The sequence below is a fragment of the Fundicoccus sp. Sow4_F4 genome (assembly GCF_052116145.1).
GTDB lineage: Bacteria > Bacillota > Bacilli > Lactobacillales > Aerococcaceae > Fundicoccus.
Map to the genome: position 1 here is coordinate 38209 of NZ_JBQKLQ010000002.1, position 24730 is coordinate 62938.

At 41.5% G+C, this 24730-nt stretch carries 16 protein-coding genes and 2 pseudogenes; 3 read left to right on the top strand and 15 right to left on the bottom strand.

The annotated features are described in order from the left end of the window. Positions 1-2 precede the first annotated feature (2 nt). From ACTQ5J_RS04295 to ACTQ5J_RS04310, 4 genes are all read right to left on the bottom strand, one after another. Positions 3-1040, bottom strand: coding sequence for an alpha-ketoacid dehydrogenase subunit beta (locus ACTQ5J_RS04295; RefSeq protein ID WP_153863027.1), 1038 nt, complete (start codon positions 1038-1040; stop codon positions 3-5). Positions 1041-1066: 26 nt separating this feature from the next. Then, positions 1067-2137, bottom strand: coding sequence for a thiamine pyrophosphate-dependent dehydrogenase E1 component subunit alpha (locus ACTQ5J_RS04300; protein ID WP_441750862.1), 1071 nt, complete (start codon positions 2135-2137; stop codon positions 1067-1069). Between the two features lie 14 nt (positions 2138-2151). Next, a complete protein-coding gene (lpdA, locus tag ACTQ5J_RS04305) occupies positions 2152-3495 on the bottom strand; it encodes a dihydrolipoyl dehydrogenase (protein WP_441750864.1) in 1344 nt (447 codons plus the stop codon). Between the two features lie 123 nt (positions 3496-3618). Continuing rightward, the gene (locus tag ACTQ5J_RS04310) at positions 3619-6222 is read right to left on the bottom strand and encodes an ATP-dependent Clp protease ATP-binding subunit (protein ID WP_441750865.1); all 2604 of its coding nucleotides are present in this window, start codon (positions 6220-6222) and stop codon (positions 3619-3621) included. A 94-nt stretch (positions 6223-6316) separates the two neighbouring features. Here ACTQ5J_RS04310 and ACTQ5J_RS04315 point away from each other — a divergent pair, with 94 nt between their 5' ends. Continuing rightward, positions 6317-6604, top strand: a complete 288-nt coding sequence (locus ACTQ5J_RS04315; protein WP_441750866.1) for a hypothetical protein — start codon at positions 6317-6319, stop codon at positions 6602-6604. Between the two features lie 209 nt (positions 6605-6813). Here ACTQ5J_RS04315 and ACTQ5J_RS04320 read toward each other — a convergent pair whose 3' ends face one another. Together ACTQ5J_RS04320 and rpoN are read right to left on the bottom strand one after the other, a co-directional pair. Continuing rightward, positions 6814-8589 (bottom strand): sigma-54-dependent Fis family transcriptional regulator, encoded by a 1776-nt coding sequence (locus tag ACTQ5J_RS04320; protein ID WP_441750868.1) that lies wholly within the window; start codon positions 8587-8589, stop codon positions 6814-6816. A 526-nt stretch (positions 8590-9115) separates the two neighbouring features. Continuing rightward, the gene (rpoN, locus tag ACTQ5J_RS04325; protein ID WP_441750870.1) at positions 9116-10498 is read right to left on the bottom strand and encodes an RNA polymerase factor sigma-54; all 1383 of its coding nucleotides are present in this window, start codon (positions 10496-10498) and stop codon (positions 9116-9118) included. A 182-nt stretch (positions 10499-10680) separates the two neighbouring features. Between rpoN and ACTQ5J_RS04330 the strand changes: the two are divergent. Further along, positions 10681-11148, top strand: a pseudogene (locus ACTQ5J_RS04330) (HAD family hydrolase). Positions 11149-11312: 164 nt separating this feature from the next. On the opposite strand, the pseudogene ACTQ5J_RS04335 reads toward ACTQ5J_RS04330, so the two are convergent. From ACTQ5J_RS04335 to ACTQ5J_RS04370, 8 genes and pseudogenes are all read right to left on the bottom strand, one after another. Beyond that, a pseudogene (locus tag ACTQ5J_RS04335) lies at positions 11313-11591 on the bottom strand (IS30 family transposase); the annotation flags it as partial. 90 nt (positions 11592-11681) lie between these two features. Then, on the bottom strand, positions 11682-13304 hold the full coding sequence (locus ACTQ5J_RS04340) for a glycoside hydrolase family 13 protein (protein ID WP_441750872.1): 1623 nt from the start codon (positions 13302-13304) through the stop codon (positions 11682-11684). A gap of 35 nt (positions 13305-13339) precedes the next feature. Then, entirely contained in the window at positions 13340-13978 is a 639-nt protein-coding gene (locus ACTQ5J_RS04345) for a DUF624 domain-containing protein (protein WP_441750873.1), read from the bottom strand. A 6-nt stretch (positions 13979-13984) separates the two neighbouring features. Beyond that, on the bottom strand, positions 13985-14872 hold the full coding sequence (locus ACTQ5J_RS04350; protein WP_441750875.1) for a carbohydrate ABC transporter permease: 888 nt from the start codon (positions 14870-14872) through the stop codon (positions 13985-13987). Positions 14873-14892: 20 nt separating this feature from the next. After that, positions 14893-15804 carry an ABC transporter permease gene (locus tag ACTQ5J_RS04355; protein WP_441750877.1) on the bottom strand — a complete coding sequence of 304 codons (912 nt, stop codon included), beginning with the start codon at positions 15802-15804 and terminating at the stop codon, positions 14893-14895. Positions 15805-15879: 75 nt separating this feature from the next. Next, positions 15880-17532: an extracellular solute-binding protein gene (locus tag ACTQ5J_RS04360; RefSeq protein ID WP_441750879.1), complete on the bottom strand. Its 1653-nt coding sequence runs from the start codon at positions 17530-17532 to the stop codon at positions 15880-15882. Positions 17533-17765: 233 nt separating this feature from the next. After that, on the bottom strand, positions 17766-18770 hold the full coding sequence (locus ACTQ5J_RS04365) for a LacI family DNA-binding transcriptional regulator (RefSeq protein WP_441750881.1): 1005 nt from the start codon (positions 18768-18770) through the stop codon (positions 17766-17768). Between the two features lie 461 nt (positions 18771-19231). Then, positions 19232-20614, bottom strand: a complete 1383-nt coding sequence (locus ACTQ5J_RS04370; RefSeq protein ID WP_441750883.1) for a L,D-transpeptidase family protein — start codon at positions 20612-20614, stop codon at positions 19232-19234. Positions 20615-21340: 726 nt separating this feature from the next. Between ACTQ5J_RS04370 and ACTQ5J_RS04375 the strand changes: the two genes are divergently transcribed. Continuing rightward, complete coding sequence (locus ACTQ5J_RS04375) at positions 21341-21853, top strand: HAD family hydrolase (protein ID WP_441750885.1); 513 nt, start codon at positions 21341-21343, stop codon at positions 21851-21853. Between the two features lie 544 nt (positions 21854-22397). Here ACTQ5J_RS04375 and ACTQ5J_RS04380 read toward each other — a convergent pair. After that, positions 22398-23897: a flavocytochrome c gene (locus ACTQ5J_RS04380; RefSeq protein WP_441750887.1), complete on the bottom strand. Its 1500-nt coding sequence runs from the start codon at positions 23895-23897 to the stop codon at positions 22398-22400. Between the last annotated feature and the right edge of the window lie 833 nt (positions 23898-24730).

Here is a 24730-nt window from a genome sequence, read left to right on the forward strand (position 1 = left end):
TCCTATGCTTTAACTTTGAGATCGTCGATTAATTCTGCCGCTTCGGTGAGGACTTTTTCAGCATTTGGTAAATAAAGTGCTTCTAAACTCGCTGCAAACGGAGCTGGCGTATTCGGAGCACAAATAGTTCTGATCGGTCCATCCAAATAGTCGAATGCCTTTTGGCCGACAACTGAAGCAATATCCGTCGCTACGTTATTGTGAGGGTTGGCTTCATCAATGACAATTAATCGATGTGTCTTTTTCACTGATTCCAAAACAGTTTCTTCATCCCAAGGAGCAACTGTTCTTAAGTCAATGACTTCAACGGATACGCCATCTTTTTCTAGCGTCTCAGCTACCTCTAAAGCAACATATAGCATTTTACCAATCGTAACAATCGTTAAGTCGCTACCTTCACGCACTACATTGGCTTTCCCAATTTCAATCGTGTAGTATTCCTCGGGCACTTCACCTTTGAGGCCATAAAGTGTTTTATCTTCAAAGTAAACGACCGTGTTATTATCCTCGATGGAAGCTAACAATAATCCTTTGGCATCATAGGCTGTGGCTGGTACGACCACTTTAATTCCTGGGATTGAACCAATCATGCCATAGTATGAGCCTGAATGTTGTGCGGCAGCTGAAGCTCCTGCACCGTGACAAGTCCGCACAGTCATTGGAATGGTAGCTTTTCCTCCAAACATATAGCGCATTTTTGAGGCTTGACCGAGTAATGAGTCGAAAGCAAAACCAATAAAGTCGTTAAACATTAACTCTGGGACTGGTCGTAGTCCTGTCGCAGCCATGCCGACTGAAGCTCCCATATAGCCCATTTCTGATAATGGCGTATCAATCACACGGTCAAGGCCATGTTTTGGTCCCAAACCTTTTGTCACACCAAATACTCCACCCCAAGCATCTTCGTTTTGTTCCTCTAAGTGACCGATGTCGCGTCCACCAGCAATATCTTCTCCTAAGAGGATAACATTTTCATCTTTTTCCATTGCTTGATCTAAGGCTTCATTAATAGCACCCATAAAATTTAATTTTCTAGTCATGATTTTTTCTCCTTTCAGTTTTGTGATTAGTCAGCAAAAATATCTTCATACAATGCTTCTGGACTTGGTTCAGGGCTTGTTTTTGCAAACTCAACGGCAACTTCAATATCTGCTTCTGACTGCGCACGAATCTCATCTAATTCTTCTTCGCTTAACAAACCATGTTCAATGGCATATTCTCTGAACACATCCAATGGATCGCTGTCAGCTAAGTTTTTTTCTAGGCCCTCTTCTTTATTTTTATATTTCTGCTCGTCCCCTTCAAAGTGACCATAATTACGATAAGTCACACATTCAATTAGGGCAGGACCTTCCCCGCGACGGGCACGTTCAATATATTCGGCAGATACTTCATAAACGGCCATTAAGTCTTTACCGTCTACACGCACACCTGGCATATCATATGCTTGTGCTCTTTCAGCAATCGTGTCAGAAGCTGAGGCATACCACTGTGGGGTTGATTCAGCAAAAAAGTTATTTTCACAAACAAAGATGATAGGCAGTTTCCAGATAGACGCCATGTTTAGACATTCGTGGAATAAGCCCTCATTTGATGCACCATCACCAAAGAAACACACTGCAACGTTATCTTCTTTTTTGTATTTGATCTTCATTCCGGCACCTGTTGCTAAACCAAAGCCTGCACCGACCATCCCATTCGCACCGAGAATACCTTTATCAACATCCGCGATATGCATGGAACCACCTTTACCTTTGTTAAGTCCAGTGGCTTTTCCGAAAATTTCTGCCATCATTCCATTTAAATCGCCACCTTTAGCAATACAATGCCCATGCCCACGGTGAGTAGACGTGATATAGTCGTCATCAGTTAAGTGCGCGCAAATTCCTGTTGCGATGGCTTCTTCACCGGCATACAAGTGGACGAAACCTGGAATTAACCCTTGAGAGAAGAAACGTTTGACGTTATCCTCAAAATTTCGAATATCTTCCATTGTTTTATACATGTCCTTCGCCTTATCTACTGTGACTGACTCGGCAGCTGCTTTCGTAGACGTTTGAATCTGTAAATTGACTAGTTCTTTGACGGCTGTTTCACTGCGACCTTCTAACTGTGGAATTGCTTTTTCTCTAACCATAATGTTTTTCCTCCTTAAATTTTTCTAACTACGGCTTTGGCAACATCTTGTAACAGTTCTGATACGGTAGGATGAGAGAAAACAGTTGCTGCTAACTCATGCACCGTTCCTTCAGCCTCACATAAGGTGAGGATTTGATGTAAGATCTCTGTTGCTTCTGGTCCACAAATGACTGCGCCTAAAATTTCTCCGTAACGACGATCAACCACTAACTTTATGAATCCTTCGGTTTGATCCACAGCAATTGCCCGCCCATTAAAGGCGAATGGCTTTTGTTCGACCACTAGGTCGTAACCTGCTGCTTTAGCGTCCGCTTCACTCAAGCCAAAACTTGCGACTTCAGGACTAGTAAAGAGCGAACGTGGCACTTGGCGATCTCGAACTGGCCTTTCTTTTTGACCAACAATCGCTTTAACAGCTTTGATGCCCTCGGCACTGGCAGCGTGCGCTAATGTATAGCCACCAATCAAATCACCAATTGCATAGACATGAGGCTGTGACGTTTGATAATAATCGTCAACTTTAGGCCAACGCTTATGTTCATCAAATTCCAGTTGCATATCCTGTGCCAAGGCAACATTTGGACGACGACCAGTTGCCACTAACAATTGATCAAAAGGATACTTTTGACCCCCTTCTAATTCGACGGCATCTGGATGAACATGCTTGATTTTCGCCTGTGTTTCCAATGTCATAGTCTTCGATAGCGATTGTTTAATAATTTTTCTTGCCGCTTCATCCTCGGTCAATAGAATATCTGGGGCCACTTCTAAAATCGTGACTTGCGAGCCAATCGCCTCAAGTGCAAAGGCAAGTTCAACGGCAATCACACCCCCACCTATAATCACTAACTGCCTCGGTAAGTCATTAAGTTCAAAAATCGTATCTGTCGTTAAATACTCAACTTCTGCCAGCCCAGGAATTTCTGGGACAAACGGACGGCTTCCAGTTGCTAAAATGACATCGGTGGCTGTGATGGTTTGATCATTTACTTTGAAAGTATTGGGTGAAATAGACGCCGCTTCCCCATTAATAAAATGAATATCTAGCGATTTAAACGTTGCATGAATCCCTCCTTGCAAGCTAGAGACTACCTTATCTTTCCTATTTTTGAGTTTGGCGTAGTCGACCCCCTTAAAAGCCACATCCATTCCGTGACCTTGCGCTTTCTTTAAACTATGGACCCAATGGGCGTGTTCCAAATAAGCTTTACTTGGGATACAGCCAACATTTAAACAGGTCCCACCAATCGCTTGGCGTTCGATCACCGCAACACTTTTTCCATGGCGCGCCGCCTCTTCAGCTGCAATATAGCCCCCAGGCCCAGCACCAATAACTAAAACATCAAAATGATTCACTTGCTTTGTTCTCCTCCCTTTTGTCTAGTCGAATGGGTAACAATCGATAATATATAGCTGCTTAACGGTTCTAATGGACTTTCTGCTTGTGTAATAACCTCCTTATAGGGTTTAGTTTAAGTTTTAAGACTGTTTCGGTGTATAGCTAAATGTCAGTCGATCGTGATTTAATTGAACATGGGCCCAAGTATCCGACTGAATATCCTGACGAATCAATTCTTGGGCAAGTGGCGTTTCCAACTGCTCGATAATAAAACGTTGTAAAGGACGTGCCCCTAAGGTCGGATCATAGCCCTTATCGGCAAGCCACCGCTTAGCTTCGGCTGAAACGACTAAATCAATGCGGTGACGCTTGAGTCGCTGGCCTAAATCTTGCAGCATCAGTTCCACGATATTGTACATATTGTTCAGAGTGAGCGGATTAAATAGCTGAATGCTGTCAATGCGATTGAGAAACTCCGGTCTAAAATGCTGCTTCAACTGCTCAAGAACGGCCGTTTTAGTCGCTTCAGTCACTTCATGGTTCGTTTCCAGACTTTCAAGCAACTGCAAAGAGCCAATATTACTCGTCATAATCAAAATAGTATTCTTAAAGTCGATGGTGCGACCTTTTGAATCAGTCAGCCGCCCTTCGTCCAAGACTTGTAGTAGAATATTAAAGACATCTGGATGCGCCTTCTCAATTTCATCCAATAAAACAACTGAATAGAGTCGGTGACGAACGGCTTCTGTCAAGTGACCCCCTTCTTCATACCCCACATACCCCGGTGGTGAACCGACTAATTTAGCAACCGCGTGTTTCTCCATATACTCAGACATGTCTAGTCGAATCATCTCAAGTTCACTACCAAACAGAACGGCTGCTAAACTCTTAGCCAATTGAGTTTTCCCAACGCCGGTCGGCCCTAAGAATAAGAAGGAGCCAATCGGATGATTAGGATTTTGCACACCGGCACGAGAACGAATGATTGCTTGAGCCACTTTCTCTACCGGCTCATCTTGGCCAATGACAGTCTCCTTGATAATTTCATCAAGCTTCAACAGCCTTTGTCTTTCATTAGCCATGACGCCTTGAACTTTGATGCCTGTTTGCCGCTCAACAACTTCCGCAATGTCCGCTTCTTCAACTTGATTGCGAATTAAAACGAGGGCTTCTGGCGTACTCTGTCGTCTTTCGGCTTCAATTGCAGCTATTTCTTGTTGGATGGCTGCTAAACTAATCTCAGTCAGTTCAACAAATTCTTCCAACTGTCCCATTCTGAGTGCCTCTTGGGCTTGCTTAAACTGAGCCGCTTGGTCTTCGGCTAACGTCTGCAGTTGCGATATCAGTGCCTGCTCCTTTTGCCATTGGTCTTGTTTTTCAACGAGTTCGTCTTTAAGCTGTTCGAGTGCTTGACGACTTGCTACCGCTTCTGGCTTATCGGAGTGCGCTGAATCAGAGCGTTTGATTTGTTCAATCGTCAGACGAATAATCTCATCTTTAATTTGCTGGATTTGTTCTGGCAGACTTTTCATTTGAATTCGGCGGACAGCACTGGCTTCGTCCATCAGATCAATGGCTTTATCTGGCAGAAAGCGATCCGTAATATAGCGATTTGACAAGGTCACGGCAGCCTTTACAGCGGCTTCTGAAATTGTCACACCATGATAAAGTTCATAGCTTTCTTTGATACCACTTAGAATTTCAGTTGCTTCATCGATGCCTGGTTCTGAGACGATAATTCTTTGGAAACGACGTTCGAGGGCTTTGTCTTTTTCAATATTCTCGCGATATTCGTCTTGCGTCGTTGCGCCGATACAACGAAGTTCGCCTCGTGCCAACATAGGTTTTAAGATATTGCCCGCATCCATCGAGCCTTCTGTCTTGCCGGCGCCAACAATCGTATGAATTTCATCAATAAATAGAATGATTTTTCCTTTAGAATCGCGCACATCATTCAAGACGGCTTTCAATCGCTCTTCAAACTCTCCACGATATTTAGCCCCTGCAATTAATGAGCTCATGTCTAAATTATAGACTTCCTTATCAAGCAGGTTATCTGGTACTTGTGCTTGTTCAATCTTTTGTACCAGACCTTCAACAATCGCAGTTTTCCCAACACCGGGTAGCCCGATTAGGATGGCATTATTCTTGGTCTTACGCGAGAGCACGCGAATCACTTCTTCAATCTCACGGTGTCGACCAATAATTCGGTCAAGCTTGCCTTCACGATACTTTTTATTCAAATTTTCTGAATACTGGTCCAAGGCTTGATAGATGGACTCCTGATTGGTTTGGGTCGCTCTTTTGCCTTTACGGTTTTTAGTCAGTTGAGTTAATAAACGCTCATAATCAACTTGATTCGTCGTGAGGTAGACCGTGATCGGGTTATAACTTTGCTTCATAATAGCCAGCAGCAAGTGTTCCGTACTGCAAACTTCATCTCGTAATTTGTTGGCTTCCTCTTGAGCTTGCTCAAGCAAGCGATCATAGCGCGGCGTGTTTTGTTGCGCGTGTTGGATCTCTTTGGAGCGACTGACAGGTAATTTCTCAAGCTCCTTCTGAATGACTTGTATAAATTCGTTGATATCTAACTCAAAGGACTCATAGAAATCTAGCGCATAGTGTTGAGGCTGTAGTAAAACGTTCCATAAATGAGGAATGTCTACTTGAATTTGCTGATTTTCTTGGGCGAGTTCCTTGGCTTTGGCTAATGCGTCTTGGACTTGGTTTGTATAAACTGTCATTCAAGTGCTCCTCCTTTGATAGCGGTATCAATTTGTGATAGCTCATTTGCTAGGTCACGACACACCTATTGACCGATTGGACAATAAGTAAGTATTGGATGAATCTGGTAATCCATTGTCGTTACCGTCTACTAAAGTTAGAAGCAAGAAGCGTGCCAATTATCAAAAAGCTTGTCTAGACGTATTGTGTAGTGTTGAACAAGCTGGTTCTGTTTCATTATGCAACATTTTGTCACATTTAGGTTTACACTCTGTTACACCTCGATACATTTTGGTAACTGATTTTGAAGATGCGGCTGGATTTTTTAGTGGGTTTGATGTTAGTGAGGAAGCGGATGAAGTAAAGGGTGGCTGCAGTGAAATACTAGCTAGTGTCCGGTGAAGAGCAATGGCTGGTCAATAGCTTGGCCGGTTTATTGATAATCTAGTTTTAATGGTCAGGCTTAGGTGGGGAGCAAATTGCTTTGCCAACCTTACTGGCTTCCACTAAATCACGCCTCGCTGACTGCTTATTAGGCTATAAAAATAGTTGCACCCAAAAAATCCGCTCAGCGGCTTGCGGCTGAGCGGACGTCTTATTCTAGTATTAAATTAATCGATCTTTAGTTGATATTGCTTGATTTTTCGGTACAAGGTGGTCCGAGAAATATTCAGGGCGGTGGCGGTTTTCGATTTATGGTAATTGTGTTGTTTCAAAGTCTTCATGATTAGCTGTGCCTCCGAATTTTCCGGCTCCTTGTTTGGCTCCTCAGAGTCTGGCTGAAGTGACGTTAATTCAATCAGATCGATAATTGCTTGTTCCGTGGGTTCCTGATCCGGGTAAAAGACGTAGAGACGCTGTAAAAAGTTATTGAACTCTCGTACGTTACCATACCAAGGATAGTTTACGGACACTTGATAAAGTTTATCCTTCCAACTTAACTGCCAGGCATTCTGCTCACAAAAGCGGTCAATCAGCGGTAATAAATCCTCCGTTCTGAGCCGCAAAGGTGGAATCTGGAGCGGGCACACGAACAGGCGGTAGTACAAATCTTCACGAAACTGCTTGCTGCCCACAGCTTGTTTGAGATCCTGATTGCTCGCTGTAACGATGCGGAAATCTACATGGTATGATTGTGTGCTCCCAATGGGCGTCACCAATTTTTGCTCCAGCGCACGTAGTAGCGTCGCTTGCATCTTTAGGGACATACTATCTACCTCATCAAGAAATAGCGTACCCCCCTCAGCTAGGCGAATCTTTCCAAGATAACCCTCTTTGCTGGCCCCCGTAAAGGCCCCGGCAGCATAACCAAAGAGCTCACTTTCTAACAAGTTTTCACTCAATGAACCACAGTTGACACTGATTAGTGGACCGTCTTTGTATGGACTATTGTAGTGAATCGTTTCCGCGATAATTTCTTTTCCACTACCTGACTCGCCTTTAATATGAATGGGCACAACGCTGTCAGCTGCTTGAAAAACTTGCTGTAAAAATGTTTGATATCCCTTATTCAAGCTAGGTACACCTGGGTAGTACTTATTTTCAGGTGTTTTTTTGGGGTAGAAGGTATATTTATAACCTATCAAATGGCTGTCATGATGGATCTTTTCTTTGTTAACTAAACCATTAAACTGTTTCACAAATTCTCGAATGTCCATCCCAACAAATAATTCCTCATAGCGCGTTAGTTCTTCGGGTAGAAATACAAGCTGATCTTTTTCATTACACAACACACTTTTGTTATCGTTACCGACAACATAAGTCAACAAGGCTTGATTTTGGTCCAGTCGATACCTTAATAGGCGGTTGCTGACGCGTTCAACAATCAGTTGCACAAGCGCTTGTTGTCCGACATCTTCTTGCATATAAGTCGACATGTCAAGGACGCCAACAAGTTGATCTTCATCAAATATCGGGCAGGCAAAGCAACTCCAATTATGAGAAGCAACCGCATAGTGTTCATAGCGCGATACCATCTGACTATTCTTTGATTTAAGTGTCAGTGAAATGGCATTTGTCCCAACGTCTAACTCATTCCAACGGCTCCCTTCAAAAAAGCCAATACTATTTGCGTGAGTGATTGCACGAGGGTTCCCTTGACGCCACAAAATATATCCTTCCGGATCTGTCAAAATAAATAGGGACTCACTTTGCATAAGATAATTTGAGATTCTGTGAGCTTCTTCTTTGACCAGTTCAATTAACTGATGATTGATCACTTGCTTTGAGGATAGTTCATCCATTTGTAAGATTGTCTGACTGTTCATTTGATAAGGGTTTAATTGTTCCTTACGGCATACTTCCCAAGAATTTGCTATTTTATCTGGCAATTCGTTAGTCTTAATTACTTTTTTTATCACATATTCTTTCCATAGCAACTCATTCAAATTAAATCACCTCTCAAGAACATTATATCCTGTCTTGACACATAAAGAAAGCGTTCCCAAAAACATTTATCAAGTGTTTTGAATAACCTACATAGGAAGTCCAACGGACTATTGTGCGAGGCATATCAAGATAAGAGGTTATTGCGATGGCTTCTCGAAAAGGAAACGAGGATAGCCTAGCGTTTGCTATACGTATCTTGGGATGACTCAAACATACTAGTCACAAAGACTCCTCGATTTGCCGAAAGCTGCCACTGGCTAGTGGGAACAAGCCCCTCGTCCGGTAAGCGAAGGAGCGATTACTCCCTCGACAAACTAGCGAGGAAGTGATGACTCCCTCGGTCAACTTGCGAGGAGGTGATGACTCCCTCGAACAACTAGCGAGGAGGTGATGACTCCCTCGAACAACTAACGAGGAGGTGATGACTCCCTCGAACAACTAACGAGGAGGTGATGACTCCCTGGGCTAACTAGCCAACAAGCGCGAGAAAATTATTAGTCCTATTTTGCCTGTAGGCTCTTCAATTTACTTGATTTTACGCTGACGGGCAGGCATGATATCCAGTTGCTGGCGGTATTTACTGAGCGTGCGCCGTGCAAGCGGAAGCCCACTCTCTTTCAGCAGGTCAGCTAATTGTTGATCAGACAGCGGTTGACGCTTGTCCTCCTGGTCAATCAAGTCACGAATTTTCTGATGGATATCATGCTGACTAACGCTAGCGCCATCACTGGTCTGAATGGCGGCCGTATTAATCAGCTGACTGAAAGGAAAAGTCCCAAAATCGGTATAAAAATATTTCCCCTGAATGGTTCGGCTAATCGTCGATGGACTAAAACCACAGGCTTGGGCAACCTGCGACATAGTCAAAGGCTCCACCTGATGGCCCTTTGACTGAAAAAAGCCTGACTGTGCATTAAACATCACCTGCGATACTTGCAGTAAAGTTTGCTCACGACGCTTCAGACTATTCATTACAGCCAAAGCCTCCTGTTTTTTAGCCTGGATATACTCCTGAAGCTCCTGATTTTCGACCTCAGACAACTCCTGAAAATAAGCACTATCGAAAGTCACTTCTGGCAAATTCTTCAAATTGTAACTCGCTTCAAAACCCGCTTGCGTGCGCCGAACATAGACATCCGGCTCTATAAACTGAGTGTACCCTTCACTAAAATGCGACATCGGAGCACGTGACAACACTTGATAATAGGCGACTGTCTCTTGCACTTCAGCCAAAGACACCTCAAGTGCATCAGCTATTAACTGAAATTCCCGCTGAACCAACTCCGAAAAATAACTTTCTAATATAACATATGCAATATTTGGGGCCGCATCATCATTTTCTGTCTGCAACATCCAGTATTCCCTGAGATCAGCCGAAGCGACACCTACCGGATCAAGCTGCTGCAGCAAGGTGATAGCGTCCACTAGTTCAATGGCCGTACAAGCCAGTTTCTCCTGAAGCAACTCCTGCGACTGAGTCAGAAAACCTTGCTCATCCAATTCATCCAATAAGGCCACCATTAAATCTCTCAAACGAGTCTGACGGTAACACATAATTTGGTCTAATAAAAATGTCTGCAAAGAATCCCGACTTTCATCTCTAAGCTGGCTAATCATCGCCTGATGACTATCTTCTCGGTCATAAGGCGTTGGATTGATATAGTCCAGCGAATTTTGCGTGACACTATCCGTAGCCAGCACCCCATCCATTGGATCGATTGTCAACATATGTCGCGTGTCCTCGACCTTCATTAAAGGATTTTCCAAGGCCATATCCAACAACATCTGACCTAAATCCTCTCGCACCACTTGCAATATCTGCAAAGACTGCTGCTGCTCAAAACTTAACTGCTGTGTCTGCTTTTGACTCTGCTCTTGGTTAAAGCCCATTCGATTATCGTAACTCATCCTCAACACCCCCTTATTCACTCCTCCATTATACCATAGGCATGAAAACCAAGACAAAGCCCCTCGCTTAAGATAATTTGCTTAGCTTGTCCGATCCCCCAAGACTTCCCCCTCATCCCACCTTTGTAAATTAAGTCCAACCTATTATAATGACACTATGACAGAACTTACAAGGAGCTACTATGAATCCATTTGAAATGACCGAAGAATTTCACCATACCTTTGACCTACGATTCCCAGCGAACCCACTGCTTTTAAGGTCGAAGAGATCGTTGAGTTTGCCTACAGCATCAGTTACAATAACCCTGATACGTTCGAAGCAGCTGTCGACAGCTTGCACGAAGCCATCGACAAAGCCAAGGACAGAATACTGACACAAAATCGTCAGGTCACGGATCCTTTAGTCGAACAAATCGATGCGCTAAGTGATTTGCTGTACTTCACTTACGGTTCTTTCTCTTTACTTGGTGTCAATCCTGACAATCATTCGCCAAGCGAATATGGGTAAACTATTCCCGGATGGGCAGCCGCTTTACGATCCAATCACTCATAAAGTTTTAAAACCCAATAATTGGGAACATGACTATGCGCCCGAGGAGAAAATTAAACAAGAGATTCAGCGCCAAACAAGAGAAGGTAAATTTGAATAGGATTTCTTGTTAATATATGGTTTATTTTTTTATCTTGAATTGTCAAATTAAGTGCAACACGTTGTCAAAGAAGAGCTCATAAGGTGTTTTCCAACCTAAGCACTTACGCGAACGTTTATTTAGTTTTTCAATACAAGTATTGATGTAATCTGTTAAACAGCTTGTTAGATTTTCTTTTTTGGAAAGTACTCTCTTAGTAGTCCATTTGTATTTTCATTTGTTCTTCTTTGCCAAGGGGCATGAGGGTCTGCGAAGTAAAAAGGGATGTTATCTAAATATTGAGTGACTTCTCGATGTTTTGAAAATTCTTTTCCACGGTCTGGAGTAATGGATTTTCTTTTACTATTCGGTAGAGCAGCTAGTAAATTAATGACTGAATCACGCGCGTAGGTCGCAACCTTTTTATCAATTTTATTCGCCAGTAAAAATCGTGTTTTTCGGTCAGTAAGCGTGACTTAACAGCCCTCTTAAATTAAAATAACCACAAAAAAAATGTCAGTAAGCTTTAGCCAACTGACACTTTTCAATGGATATTATTTGGTTTTCACAACAAATGCTTGCCAAGGTTTCAGTATAATATTCCCAAGCGAGTTAATCTCATCTTCCGAGTTCTGGATAATTATATGATCAATAGAATCTTCTGAAGAAAATTCATTCGGTTCATCAGATAAGTTCGCTACTACTAGCCATCTTTCACCCTCATACTCACGGTAATAACTAAACACATTATCTGCTGTATCCAACAATTTAAAGCTCCCCCAAACGATGATGGGATGATCTTTCCGCAATTGAATCAAGTCTTTGTAAGTATAAAAAATAGAGTTCGGATCCTTTAAAGCGGCTTCAACGTTGATATCTCGAAAATTTTCATTTAATGCAAGCCAAGGTTTACCTGTAGTAAATCCTCCATTTTCACTCATATCCCAAGCAATCGGACGGCGAGCATTGTCTCGGCCTTTCGCATTGATTGACTCAATGATTTCTGCCTTATTAAAGCCATTTGCTAGACGTTCACTGTACATGTTGACTGTTTCAATATCAGCTGCTTCGCGAATATCCTTAATGGCAGTATTAGTCATGCCAATTTCTTCGCCTTGGTATATATAAGGTGTACCTTTCATCATATGTAGGAGAATGGCAAATGATTTTGCACTCTGAATTCGATACTCTTGATCATTGCCCCAGCGTGAAATTATGCGAGGTAAATCGTGATTGTTCCAGAATAATGAGTTCCACCCTTCGTCACCTAACTCAGTTTGCCATTTAGTCAGAACTTCTTTGAGTTCTGACATTTTAATGGGCCTTAAATCCCATTTTTCTTTGCCTTCTTGCTGATCTAAGCCAATATGTTCGAATTGAAAGACCATGGACAGTTCTTGACGCTCAGGGTTAGAATACAGCTTGGCAATTTCTGGTGTGGCACCCCAAGTTTCACCAACCGTTAGTAAATCGTGTTTACCAAAGGTTGCTTGATTCATTTCTTGAAGATAATCATGTAATTTAGGTCCATTTCCCGTGATACCCTCTAAAGGTTTTTTACCGACCAAGTCGATAACATCCATTCGGAAACCACCTATTCCTTTATCAATCCAAAAATTCATCATATCGTAGATAGCTTGGCGAACCTTTTGATTTTCCCAATTCAAATCAGGCTGTTTTTGACTAAACAAATGCAGGTAGTATTGACCGCTTGCTTCGTCAAATTTCCAGGCAGGGCCAGAAAAAGTTGATTTAAGATCGTTTGGTACGCTCCCGTCAGAAGTAGGATCTGCCCAAACATAGTAATCACGGTATGGATTTTCTTTACTCTTTTTGGCTTCAATAAACCATTGATGTTCATCTGACGTATGATTGACTACTAGATCCATGACAATTTTTATATTGCGTTTGTTAGCTTCAAACAGAAACTCTTCCATTTCTTCCATCGTGCCAAATTCTTCCATTATTGCTTCGTAATCTGAGATATCATAGCCATTATCATCATTAGGTGATTGGTAAACTGGCGATAACCAAATGGCTCCAATTCCTAAATTCTGTAAATAATCTAACTTTTCAATTATCCCTCTAATGTCTCCAATACCATCTCCATTACTATCTTTAAAACTTCTTGGATAAATTTGGTAAACGACAATTTCTTGCCACCAATGTTTCGACATATTCATTCTCCTATCGTATTTACGAATTATATTGTTTAATTGTGACTAATTGTTGAATTTTCAAAGCGCTTAAAGAAAGCGAGTAGTAAAAAAGTTCTTAAGAAATGAATAAAGCTGAGTCCCAAGAACATACTTATATAGATGCCAAAAACAAATAAATAATTTGACAATAACATCAAAACAAAGGGGAGGCAGAAAGCTAGCATCAACAAGCTACTAGTCAATGGATAGTTGATTGCTAACTTTAAGGTGTTTAAACTCGCTTGCTTGAGCGAGTCATCATACCGTGATAAGTAGTAAAAGATAAACTGCATGTAATTTATGACAATAAGAGTGACGATCGCTACGCCTATGGTCATCCAACTGTCTAGCTGATTAAATGTGGCCAGGTATAGCCAGTTAGTAATCAAGATGCTTGAAATTAGTAGGATACCTAACCAAGCAATCGTGCTTTGCTTGAACCTTTTCTTAAACACTTCCAAATAGGTTGAGACAATTCGTGTTTCACCTTGTGTGATGATACGCGTTGTGACAGCAAAAGCAGCTGCTTGACTCGCACCGATTGTCACAATCGGCAGGCTGGTAATAATCATCAATAAATTAAGTACCATCAAGCTCCAGACCTTCATCATAATACGGTAGAAAGTACCGTTAAGTCTAAATAATTCTTGCATACTTTATCACTCCTTCACTGCACCCACAACAATTCCTTGCACGAAATATTTTTGTAAGAATGGGTAAATCACTAATAGCGGAATGATTGCGATAACTATCTTGGCTGCATTGAGGTTTCGATTTGAAACGGCTAGTAGGCTTTGTAGTTGTTCTGATGACATACCTGCGCTATTTCGTAAAGTTTCCGCAATATTGACACTTAATGATTGGATGTAGGTCATCAATGGATAATTCTCGACTTTAGTCATGTAAATCAAACCGCCGAAAAAATCGTTCCAGCTTCCGACGATACTAAAGAGTGATACCGTCGCAAGTGAAGGCAGAGAAATCGGTACATAAATTCTAGTTAGTACAGTCCATGAATTTGCTCCATCCAGTAAGGCCGACTCTTCTAATGATTTGGGCACCCCACGGAAAAAGTTCATGACTAAAATAACGCTACCTAATGGTACGGCGCCAGGTAGAATAAGTGACCATACGCTATTAATGAGCCCTAAGTTACGAACAATCAAATAAGTTGGAATCATCCCTCCATTGAATAACATCGCAAAGATTATCAAGTTCATGAAGAATTTTCTTGAATAGAAAACTTCTTTAGATTTTGACAATGGGTAAGCGAGCGTAATAATGAGAAGTAGGTTTAGTATTAAGGCTGCTACCACTCTAAAAACAGAAATTCCAAAAGAACGCCAGAATTGAGAGTCATTCATTATTCTTTCATATGCCGCGAAAGTAAACTCAACCGGCCAGAGACCGACTCTGTTAGCAGCCGCAGCCTGAGAGCTACTTAAAGATAGCGAGACAACGTTCAACAGTGGAATTAAACAAGATAATGTCAATAAAATCACTATTGTGTATATAATGAATAGACGAATGCCAAATTTTTCTTTCATCTAAATTACTCCTTTCTAGACTAAAACATTACCCGGTTAGTAGTTTTTTCTGCTACCTTGTTAGAGCCAAACACTAGAAATAAACCGACAATGGAACGTATTAAACCTACTGCTGCACCTAAACTATAGTCACGTCCAATAAGTCCAATTCTATAAATGTAGGTATCTAACACATCACCACTTGCATAAACTGGTGGTGAATATAAGTTATAGACTTGATCGAAGCCAGCACTTAAAATTCCAGGTAATGCGAGAATCGTCATCAGAATAATATAGGGCAACATACCTGGTAACGTCACATGTCTAACTTGTTGCAACCAGCTAGCACCATCCATCTTCGCAGCCTCATAAGTTCCAGGGTCAATCGACGTAATAGCGGCCAAGAATATAATTGAACTATAGCCGAAGCCTTTCCAGACATCCGTCCAGATTAACAGATGAGGAAAAACCTTATTACTCCCTAAAAAATTGATGGGATTCAGGCCAATACTCTGCAGAATTTGGTTGACAGTACCGTCTAAACTAAACAAGTTCACAACTACTGAAGCTAAAATTACCCATGATAAAAAGTGTGGCAAATAGACAATCGTTTGTAGAGATTTCTTAAACCATTTTACTCGAATTTCATTTAATAGAATTGCAAAAATAATTGGGATAATGGTATTTAGAATAATTTTCCCTAAGGCGATAAAGATGGTATTGTAAGTAACTTGCCAAATATCAGGCAACGTGAAAACATATTTAAAATTATCTAACCAGACAAATTCTGAATTTAAAAAGCCCTTTGCTGGTACAAAATCTTGAAAAGCCATCACGAGCCCAAACATAGGGGCATAAGAAAAAATTAGTAAGAATATCATTCCTGGAGCGACCATTGCTAAAAAGAGCCATTGATTCTTAGAGAACCAATTTTTTCTTTTTCTCTTTTCCATATTTTTGTCTCCTTCTCCTATAATTGTAGAATAGAGCATTTCATTGACAATGAAATGCTTTATTCTAGTCTACAATTAATTATTTTCTTTGTTGATTGACTGCATTTCTTCTAGAATCGCCGTCCCCCCCTGTTGGCCCCACGTTTCTACATATTGCTCAAAGTTTTCGAGTGTCTCTTCACCCGTCACAAATTTGATGAAGGTTTCTTCTTCCAATTTGTTGATTTGAGCCCCGTTACGCTCGCTTGCTTCAATGGTTTCAAAGATTGCAACTGGATTCACTTCATTGTAAATGCCTGCTTGTCGTACGCCATTCATGACATTATTGACAGCCAATAAGCGTGACGCATACACGGACCAATCGGTTGGATCAGAAGCTGCTGAGTCATCTAGAAACGCCTTAATCTTAAGTGCATTATTCTGAACGATAAAGCTATCAATAGCCTCGATACTTGAGTTACCTAAGGCTGCATCCGATGCTAGGACTGCATCATCAATCTCACTTAGATTTTTGAACATTTCAATATTTACAGGTCGGATAGATCCATCAACCGCCAATTGGGCGTATTCATAAATCTCAGGGAATTCTGTTTCCATATCTTCAGAATTTGCGACTTCATCAAAGATTAAATTAATCATTTCAATCGCTAATTCAGGTCTTTCGAAATCTTTTCTAACGACTACAAAACTACCAACTCCTGGTTTATTGACTCCATTGACAGTGCCATCTTCGTTTTCAATCGCAAATGGCGTGAAAACCGCTTCAGGGTTTGCTGTTTTTGCTTGAACTAAGCCCCAGTCTGGAAAATGCCAAGGTCCGGGTACGATACCGATTTCTCCGTTGACCATCATTGCATTAATATCATCGTAAGTACGAGTTCCGAATTGTGGATCTAAAATGCCCTGCGTAAAGAGTTCATTCAAGAAGGTTAGACCTTCTTTCATTTCTTCTGTATTAGAGCCGTACACTAAATTTCCATCTTCGCCTTCTAGGTAAGTTTTTGGATAGGCTCCGAATGCGTTGAATATGGCGGTTGCTGTATAGCCTGAACCACCGTGGTCTCCGGATGTTAACCAGTACGCTAATGCCAGGCCTTTGGTTTTTCCAGTTCCTCCAGCATCTTCTTCCTGGAATATCGTCGCAGTTTCGACCAACTCATCTAAAGTAATTGCATTATTCCCATCCTCGTCCAGTTCAATATTTAAATCGTCCAACCAATCTTGACGAATCCAAACCATGTTCGGTCCGAAATCGTTAGCTGTTCCTGGTAATGCCATTAATTGTCCATCGATTGTTGCAGCATTCAACTGAACATTATCGAAAGAGTCATAAATTGACTTGATGTGATCGCTAGCATATTCTTCATAAACTTCGGTTAAGTCTTCGATTAAACCATTCTCTGCCAATTCTTCTAACTCGTCTCTGCTGACAGCCATGATGTCAGGTATCTCACCTGCCGCAATTGCTAAGGAAACTTGGCGCGTATACTCGTCGCCATTTGCTTCAAAGGCACTTTCTAATTGAACGCCTAGTTTTTCTTTGACGAGACGTCTGTATGCATTATCGGCGTAACTATCGCCTTCCGGTAACTTTGAGTTTTGCTGAGTCTGTTGACCTAAAGTTACAATCAGGTTACCTTCTGCCGTTCGCTGCGCCTCCTCTGCTGATCCACATGCACTTAACAAAACAGCTGAACCTAAAAGCATACCTACTAATAATTTTTTCATCATTTCCCCTACTTTCTTTTAGTTAAACGTTTACGTAATCAGAATAATAAATTCAAGCTTCTCTTTATATTCTCCTTTCCTTTTCTATTTCCATTTTGAAATCAAGTAATTTCACTAATGATAATGAATTTACTTGATTTCAGAATAAATCTTTACGAATAGCCTTTTTAAAATTTTTAAGAAGGCTGTATATTCAACAGGTTAAACGTTTACGTAATGCGAATAAAGTTATTTTATAATAACTTTTTTACTGAATTACGTTCAACCAAAGTAAAAGGTACAATCTCGGAAAGAATTTCTTTTTTCTTAAGAATCGAAAGAATTAAACTTTCGCAGCCAAGATTTCCCATTTCATAAAACGGTTGTGAAATAGTCGTAATTGTCGGTGTTACCATTGATGAAATTTTTGAATTATCATAACCTATCACCGATAAATCCTCAGGCACTATAATATTTTGTTTATTGCATTCTGAAATGACGCCTAGCGCCGTCTCATCACTCACGCAAAATATTGCGGTCAAAGCAATGTCGTTTTGAATATAGTATTCCATGGCTTTTTTACCAGAGGTGAAGTTATAGTCACCGAAATATATCAGTTCTTCTTCAATTGGTATCCCATTTTGCTTCAAAGCATCGCGGTAACCATTGATTCGTGGAATTCCAGCAATTGGATCAATCGGGCTAACCCCAGCCAAGCCAATTCGCTGATGGCCATTTCTTACCAAATAGTCTGTCGCTTCAAAAGCTGCTGAATAGTCATCCACTTTTATATAGGGGATTGAGTCTTCGACTGCCTCGGTTGACAAAAGCACAATCGGAATATTGAGCGATTTTACTAAAGCAACGCCCTCTTGTTCAACAAATATCGAGAATGCCACGATGCCATCTACTCGGCGCTCAGCCATTAGATTCAAACAACTTTTGAAATTCTCTCCTTCTACACCTGCATGCATAAGGATTACACTATAGCCGTGTTTCTTAGCGGCATCCTCAATCCCATTTACAATATTTGAATAATAGAAAGAATCGACCGTTGGCATAATAATCCCAATAATATTCGACACATTTTTTACTAAGCTGATTGCATTTTCGTTCTTGTGATAATTCAACTCTTTAGCAATTTTTAACACATTCTCTTCTACTTCTTGGCTGTAGCCGCCTAGTTGATTGATCACTCTTGAAACAGTTGCGATCGATACATTAGCCTGTTTAGCAATATCTTTAATTGTAGTAGCCAATCTAATCCCCCTTTCCTGACAGAGTTACGAACGCTGTCATATCAACTTGTTAAACGTTTACGTAAATGATTATAACCTATAGATTTTGCTTCGTCAACACATTTATGTATGCGGATTCATTTTTTTCAGGGAGAATAGAGTCCTTAATCTCCATGACAATCAAACGTATAAAGAGCTCTCAAGCTTATTTTTATGCCGCACTGAATTGTTTAAAACTATGCATAGTTAAAAGAGCTCACGCTAAATGAACGATAAAAAACAGGGCCTACGTCATCAGTCAGCTCACTTGTTGACTGATTAACGCCATGTCCTCATTCGAATCCACTTGACCCGCCAGGTCTTGGGTGTCTCCCACACGGATGATTGCTTTCTGGACTTATTATGAGCATGTTAAACTCTCCATAAAAAAAGAAGAGGATGTCTCCCCTTCTTGTCTACATGAATAATAGGCATATTCTGACCTATTGGAAAACCAGCACTGGCATGCCATTATAGGCGTAGTTGTAGAGTTGGGCCATTACGTCAGGTGGCGTGTTGATACAACCTAGAGAACCGTTGGTTAAGTAGGCGTCGCCTCCGAACGTTGGTTGCCAATTCGCATCATGTACCCCTTGACCGGTATAATCAAAAGCAATCCAGTAATCAACCGGTTGGACATACTCTTTTTCAGTCCGTGGATTATAACCCGTCAATTGTGAAGGTGACTCCATATTCCAAACCGCATAAGCACCAGGCACCGTGTTGGTTCCAATCTGACCGGTCACAATCGGCGTCGAAATGACCGCCACCCCGTCAATATACACGTACATCATTTGATAGGTCATATCGACTTCAATGTAGCTAATACCAATATCATCCAGCGACCCATTATAACCGATGCCGACAATCGCTGGCTCTCTCGTCACCGATTCACCCGCTTTTAAATCATCCAGAATAGCCTGTGTTTCCACCTCACGGTCAATCGACCAACCTAATGTGCCAGGTTCTAATTGTATTTCTCCCTGCAGCGTACTGTTGAAGTAGCGATAGTCATCATAGGTCGCATAAGCATCATTCAGCGTGCCAAGATAGTCGTAAATCATCTCTTCGTCGAAAGAGTAAGCGCCGTCCTCATCCAAAAGCAACCAACTATAAATCATTTCCGGTGTGATGACTTCTTCGTAACCTGCAAGGGTGAGAGTAATTTCCATTGAAGTTAACGCTTGAATCTGTTCTAGCTCTGAGACAAGCGTTGGATCGTCGGCTGTGATCGTCGGTTGAAGGTACGCTCGACTGACATCGACTGTGTCTTGTTGGACCATCGCTTCGATGATTTGCTTTTTCAAGCTGGATATATCGACTTGCGTTCCTGTTTGGGCTGCTTCAATTAAATAACCTTGCGATTCTGAATAGCGAAGTTTCGCATCCTCTGGCAGGCTTCTAGGTCCATTGGCTTGGTTATTGGCCTCTAGGACTGCTTGAAGGCGGGCGTCATCAAGGCTAATTAAAGCTTGAAGGTCGTCGTCAACCGGTGTATCCGTTAGCGCACCTAAGAGCCAGTTCTGCTTATGCTGCTGAGACATTAATAAGGCCAATGCTTCTTCCGCTTGAATGGTCAGCCCTAAATCATTTGGAGTCAGCGCCTCCCACTGTCTATCAGCTTCATTAAAATTGATGACCTGTTGCGAGAAACTCTCTATGATTTTATCATTAGCCTCCGCTTGAGTTAAGTTACTAATATCTACCGAGGCAAATTCGGTATTATAATAATAACGCTCCGCATAATACTGCTTGCCAAGCAGGCCCACTGTTAAACCTAAAACGACTAGCGCCAGACTTACACCTATTAATTTCTTCATCATCATCTTACAAGACCTTCCTTGAGTTATTTGAGCCGAATTAGCGTCAGCCCGTTCACTTTTGTGTGCTTTATTCTAGAGTTCTTCCTATGAAAGAAATGAGTGACATCGAACTGCTTTACTTGTGCCTTTCTTTCGTCACAAGTAACCTATTTAAACGGTATTCATTTTAAACGATATTCAGTTCATATGTTTATGTAATCATTCTACATGATTCTCCTTTAAAAACAATTATAGTCATCTATTTCACGTGTAAATTTCATAGAAAATTCAAAGTTCTGTTTGAGTATTTAGCCAGAACTGTTGTTCTGGGGGATTTTGGGGCGGTTTTTCTTTGGTGAAGTGCTTATCTCTATAAAGGCTAGTGACATTAGAAGCTTTCATCCGCTCGCGTTTTCATGACTCTCAATTAGCTGGATGTCGTAATAGACCACTTGGATGACTTTAGCGACACTTGCTTGTCTTAATTATGGCTTTTCTTCCTATCTATTTGCCATTATGACAACACTTGATATCGCTACAGGTAAGCACAAATCAATGGTTTAATCTTTATAAATTAACACCTTTTATATACTTTTTATTCACCGTTTAATAGACAGTTCATATTTGGAAACAGTGGAGGAAGCTACTAACATCTCGCAATCGTGCTAAATTCTCCATCATTCTTTCCAATTTAAGGACGAAGCACTATAATCAAAGAGTATTGCTATATAATCTAAGGAGGCGCTATTAATGAATCCATTTGACATGACTGAAGAATTCCATCGGACGTTTGACCCGACAATCCCTGACGAACCGACTGCCTTTAACCAGAAGAAAACGATAGACCGGGCTTCATTTAAGATTGAAGAAATTGTTGAGTTTATTTACAGCATCAGCGAGAATAATCCTGACACATTCGAAGCAGCTGTCAATAGCTTGCACGTCGCCATTGACAAGTCTAAGGAGAAAATCCTAACACAAAATCGTCCAGTCACCGATCCTTTAGTGGAACAAGTCGATGCCCTGAGCGACTTACTGTACTTTACGTATGGTTCCTTCTCATTACTTGGTGTCAATCCTCAACCAATAATGGAAGTTATCCACCAAGCGAATATGGGAAAGCTATTCCCGGATGGAGAACCTCATTATGATCCGGTCACTCATAAAGTACTCAAGCCTGATCATTGGGAGCATGACTATGCACCCGAGGAGAAAATTAAGCAAGAGATTCAACGGCAAACAAGAGAAGGGAAATTTAATTAGATCCGCTTGTTCATCCGTGCTTTAAGTTAAATTCGTGGGTTGATTCTAATAAAACCCGTCCCATTCATTCAAGCAAATGACGCTTGTTTAGGACTGCTTCTTTCAACTGTACGTTAACCTCCGCACTTTTGTAGTGACTGATAGATTTTAACTATTTGTCCCAATCACGCAAGGGGGATTCTATAATAAAGTTAGCCCGCTCAAACAGACGTCAAAAAAAACGCCACGTGAATTTCATCTTATATTGACGTTATGGCAACTCTCAATCGACAAGGCTGAATTCACATGACGCAAGAACAATTTCACGAAAAGGAAGACATTTATCTTATCAAGAACGTTACCAAATAGCGATGCTTAACTAAGAAAGCTAGTCACAGCGCCCCATCGTTCAAGTCATGAACCGCCCGCCTGTCTACAATTTACAACAACAAACCCCTGTAGAAGACACGCATTCGTGTTCCTTCCACAGAGGCTTCTTGTGTTAGATAATCCTTATATGTTGCTTTTAATCCAATCGACTCTTCCTAAGGAAAGTGAAGAGGACTTATTCTTGGACAAACTCTGCAGCCATTTGACCGGCTTGACGACCGAAGATGATAATATCCGCTACTGCGTTTCCACCAATACGGTTCTTCCCGTGTAGGCCACCTGTCGCTTCGCCAGAAGCATATAGTCCAGGGATCACTTCGCCGGCTTCATTCAAGATTTCAGCATTAGTATTAATTTTCAACCCGCCCATCGTATGGTGCACGCCTGGGGCTATCTTGATTGCATAGAAAGGAGCTTGTTCTAAACCAATCGCCATACCGGTCGTACGACCGAAGGCTTCATCACTTTGATTTGTGACACTTTCATTCCACTGACTCAGTGTTGCTTGTAAGGCGTCTGCGGGCATACCAGTTAGTTCAGCTAGTTCTTCGATGGTCTCGCCTTTAACGACTAAGCCCATTGACTCATATTGATTCAAAGCTTTGACACGTTCTTTCAAGGCTTCGTCCACAACGACATACGCATATTGCTCAGGCAAGGCGATAATCGCTGCCGATACATTATCGCGTGTATCGAGTTCGTTAAAGAATCGTTCACCACTTTGATTTACCAAAATCCCGCCTTCACCACGAACGGCTTCGGTAATTAGGTAGGATGTTTCTTGTTCGACTGTCGGATGAATTTGAATTTCTTTCATATCGACAACGGCAGCACCTAATAGCTGCGCCATCGCGATTCCACTACCAGTTGCGCCGTCATGGTTCGTTGTCACAAAGCCTTCTAAGTCAGGGTTATATTCGACCACCATGTCGAAATTAGCACCAAACCCACCTGTTGCTACAATCACGGCTTTGGCTTGAACTTCCACGGTTTCACCATTGATTTCAATTGATACACCGGAAGCTGCGCCTTCTGTTTGCAGAATCTCTAGAACATTTGCATTAACAAACAGAGGGATTTCATGATCAAAAACATTCTTTAATAAGCCATCAACCAAATATTGTCCGACAGCAGAGCCGTCTGCAGGACGGTGGGTTCTTTCAACACTCATGCCCCCGGTTGTGGTTAAATTACTCAGGCTAATTCCCATTGAATCGAGCCAATCAATCGCTGGTGCAGAGTGATCAACGAAAAAGCGTAACAACTCTTGGTCATTTGTTTCTTTACCACCCGCTAAGGTTTCTTCGAAGAATAAGTCATTTGAATCTTCAATGCCCTCTGCTTCTTGAAACTTCGTTCCAGACGCATTCATACCTGCTGACGATTTCATCGTGTTCCCACCGGCAATCGGCATCTTTTCAAAAATGACCACGTTGGCTCCGGCTTCTTTGGCTGAGATGGCAGCGGCCATACCACCCCCACCCGCTCCAATCACGATCACATCATAAGATGTTTCTAAACTGGCCGGATCAGTATAGTCATACATCGCTTCACTTGCTCCAGTCGTTGCATCCGTTTCTGTCTGTGCCAGCACACGAGTGAGCGCCCCTGCCGCATTTACAACCACCCCTACTAACAACACTAACGATAAGTACAACTTAGATTTTTTCTTCATTTTTACACACTCCCAATCATTTTTACTCCCTATTGCTTAATCAAAAACCGTACAGTATGCGTAAATAAATTCTCTCAGCGACAAACACTCTGACACATCGCCAGGAGGCTTCTGCAAAGACTTGCCTGATTGCGCCACTGATTGTTCATTAATTCACTTTACTAGAGAAATCACTCTCTTATTTCATCGACAATCGACTCACTATTGGTATTAATTCATCGCAAAGGTGTCTTGACAGATATAGTGTATCCTAGATTAGCGGGGGCTTCAAGTCTAAAAGCACTAAAAAAATACCGCCAGTTTTTTGCTTGACTATTCCTTCACAATTTATTGCTTCGTACACATGTCACTTAATAGTTCTTGTCAGCGATGCTTTACTGGAGAAAGCGCTAAGTTCATCCATGCTTCTAATGACTTTTAGCTCAATTAAGCTAACTTTTTTTAGTTGGTTGATTTTCTTGCTGAGTAAACTTGTTATAGCTCACCACAAACAAAGAACACAACCCTTGAGTTTGACTCAGTCAGCTGCGCTCGTTATGTATCTGCTACAGTCAAGGTAATGGCTCGAGAAAGGTATTCACTTTCGTCTCCTAAGCATAAATCAGCTTTGCAGCATTTAAGGTACGGTGTGCAACTTCCTTGTCAAAGTCGACTTCTTATAGGACAGCATGCAAGCGATTATCGCTTAAGAAACTCTCTTAAAAAAATATCCTCTTCGGTAGCTTACGCCTAATCATTGACAAAGCCAAAGACTAAACACTCACCCAGTAACGACCTGTTAAGCTCCTTTAGTCCAATAAGGTGACGCACTCATCGATTGACTGTAGGTCACT

Excerpts from the sequence above, each read along its gene's own strand:
- ACTQ5J_RS04375 (WP_441750885.1), top strand. The coding sequence starts at position 21,341 with ATGAATCCATTTGACATGACTGAAGAATTCCATCGGACGTTTGACCCG.
- ACTQ5J_RS04380 (WP_441750887.1), bottom strand. The coding sequence starts at position 23,897 with ATGAAGAAAAAATCTAAGTTGTACTTATCGTTAGTGTTGTTAGTAGGG.
- ACTQ5J_RS04310 (WP_441750865.1), bottom strand. The coding sequence starts at position 6,222 with ATGACAGTTTATACAAACCAAGTCCAAGACGCATTAGCCAAAGCCAAG.
- ACTQ5J_RS04350 (WP_441750875.1), bottom strand. The coding sequence starts at position 14,872 with ATGAAAGAAAAATTTGGCATTCGTCTATTCATTATATACACAATAGTG.
- ACTQ5J_RS04355 (WP_441750877.1), bottom strand. The coding sequence starts at position 15,804 with ATGGAAAAGAGAAAAAGAAAAAATTGGTTCTCTAAGAATCAATGGCTC.
- rpoN (WP_441750870.1), bottom strand. The coding sequence starts at position 10,498 with ATGAGTTACGATAATCGAATGGGCTTTAACCAAGAGCAGAGTCAAAAG.
- ACTQ5J_RS04360 (WP_441750879.1), bottom strand. The coding sequence starts at position 17,532 with ATGAAAAAATTATTAGTAGGTATGCTTTTAGGTTCAGCTGTTTTGTTA.
- ACTQ5J_RS04295 (WP_153863027.1), bottom strand. The coding sequence starts at position 1,040 with ATGACTAGAAAATTAAATTTTATGGGTGCTATTAATGAAGCCTTAGAT.
- ACTQ5J_RS04340 (WP_441750872.1), bottom strand. The coding sequence starts at position 13,304 with ATGTCGAAACATTGGTGGCAAGAAATTGTCGTTTACCAAATTTATCCA.
- ACTQ5J_RS04300 (WP_441750862.1), bottom strand. The coding sequence starts at position 2,137 with ATGGTTAGAGAAAAAGCAATTCCACAGTTAGAAGGTCGCAGTGAAACA.
- ACTQ5J_RS04345 (WP_441750873.1), bottom strand. The coding sequence starts at position 13,978 with ATGCAAGAATTATTTAGACTTAACGGTACTTTCTACCGTATTATGATG.
- ACTQ5J_RS04370 (WP_441750883.1), bottom strand. The coding sequence starts at position 20,614 with ATGATGATGAAGAAATTAATAGGTGTAAGTCTGGCGCTAGTCGTTTTA.